This window comes from Neisseria sp. P0021.S005 (genome assembly GCF_051956955.1).
Genome location: NZ_JBQCWY010000527.1, coordinates 1 through 2162 on the forward strand (window position 1 = coordinate 1; position 2162 = coordinate 2162).

The 2162-nt window shown below is 53.7% G+C and carries 1 protein-coding gene and 1 pseudogene; both read left to right on the forward strand.

Annotated elements, in window-relative coordinates; genetic code table 11:
- Positions 1–1708, forward strand: a 1708-nt coding sequence (locus ACTHUE_RS16430; protein WP_440424002.1) for a DNA gyrase subunit A, incomplete at its 5' end; no start/stop codon positions are given.
- Positions 1709–1777: 69 nt separating this feature from the next.
- Positions 1778–2162, forward strand: a pseudogene (locus tag ACTHUE_RS16435) (sensor histidine kinase); the annotation flags it as partial.

Below are 2162 nucleotides of genomic sequence, written 5' to 3' on the forward strand. Positions count from 1 at the left end.
GGCGGCGATTGCGCTGTTGAAGAAACCGACGCTGGAAACCGCCGACCTGATGCAGTACATCCCAGCGCCCGACTTTGCCGGCGGCGGTCAAATCATCACGCCGGCGGACGAATTGCGCCGGATTTACGAAACCGGTAAGGGCAGCGTGCGCGTGCGTGCGCGTTACGAAATCGAGAAGCTGGCGCGCGGACAATGGCGCGTGATTGTGACCGAGCTGCCGCCGAACGCCAATTCCGCCAAAATCCTTGCCGAAATCGAAGAACAAACCAACCCGAAACCGAAAGCAGGCAAAAAGCAGCTGAACCAAGACCAGCTTAATACCAAAAAGCTGATGCTGGATTTAATCGACCGCGTGCGCGACGAGTCCGACGGCGAACATCCCGTGCGACTGGTGTTCGAGCCGAAATCCAGCCGCATTGATACGGATACCTTCATCAACACGCTGATGGCGCAAACTTCGCTGGAAGGCAATGTGTCCATGAACTTGGTGATGATGGGTTTGGACAACCGCCCCGCGCAGAAAAACCTGAAAACGATTTTGCAGGAATGGCTGGATTTCCGCGTTGTTACCGTAACACGTCGTCTGAAATTCCGCTTGAACCAAGTGGAAAAACGGCTGCACATCCTTGAAGGCCGTCTGAAAGTCTTTCTGCACATCGACGAAGTGATTAAAGTCATCCGCGAATCAGACGACCCGAAAGCCGATTTGATGGCGGTGTTCGGGCTGACCGAAATCCAAGCCGAAGACATTTTGGAAATCCGCCTGCGCCAGTTGGCACGTTTGGAAGGTTTCAAACTCGAAAAAGAATTGAACGAGTTGCGCGAAGAACAAGGCCGTCTGAATATCCTTTTGGGCGACGAAAACGAAAAGCGCAAGCTGATTATCAAAGAGATGCAGGCGGACATGAAGCAGTTCGGCGACGCGCGCCGCACGCTGGTGGAGGAGGCCGGACGCGCCGTGTTGACGCAGACTACCGCCGACGAACCCATCACGCTGATTTTGTCGGAAAAAGGCTGGATACGCAGCCGATCCGGACACAACCTTGATTTGAGCCAGACCGCGTTCAAAGAAGGCGACCGCCTCAAACAAACCCTCGAAGGCCGCACCGTTTTGCCTGTCATCATCTTGGATTCATTGGGCAGAACCTACACGCTCGATGCCGCCGAAATCCCCGGCGGACGCGGTGACGGCGTGCCGGTTTCATCGTTAGTCGAGCTGCAAAACGGTGCGAAACCCGTTGCCATGCTTACCGGTCAGCCCGAACAGCACTACCTGCTCTCAGGCAGTGGCGGCTACGGCTTCATCGCCAAACTGGGCGATATGGTCGGACGCGTGAAAGCAGGCAAAGTGGTAATGACCGTGGACAGCGGCGAAACCGTCCTGCTGCCCGTTGCCGTCTATGCATCTTCGCTCATCAATCCCGACTGCAAAATCGTACTGGCCAGCAGCGACCACCGCCTCTTGGCGTTTTCCATCGGCGAGCTTAAAGTCATGCCTAAAGGCCGCGGTTTGCAGCTGATGTCGTTGGCCGATGGTGCATCTTTGGAACACATTATGGTGACGACCTCTCCTGAGTTTACCGTTGTATCGGTCGGCCGCCGCAGCGCCGAGCATCAGGAAAAACTGCGGATTGCCGATATTGACGGCAAGCGCGGTAAAAAAGGCAAGGTATTGGAAATATCAGGCCATCTGAAAAGTTTGTCCTGAAACAAGAACAAATATATCTAAATAAATTAAATTTATACGACATTGCATGATAATAAAAAAGGTTCACTTATGAACAGAGCCAATCTTCAAGAACTGGGTAATCTGAGGGAGCGGATTCCCGGTGTAATCAACATTGCCCGAATAGCCATCGTCTTGCCGCTTTTGGTTTTGCACGCGTTCGGCAGCTACACGGGTGGCAACCTGATTGGCGTTTCGTTGCCGGCCGTTGAGTTTTATATCTGGGTAACGCTGTATTTCTTCCTGATTATGCTCTCCGTGCTCCGCCCGGGCTGGCAGTGGCAGTCTTTGGATTTGCCCAATGCCAGTGCCGTGGTCGACATCACCATGATGATGGTTTTGGTGTATATCTCCGGCGGTACGGCTTCTGGTTTCGGAATTTTGGTTTTGCCGTTTGTCGCCACGTCGTGTCTGCTCAGTTATGGCCACTATCCTA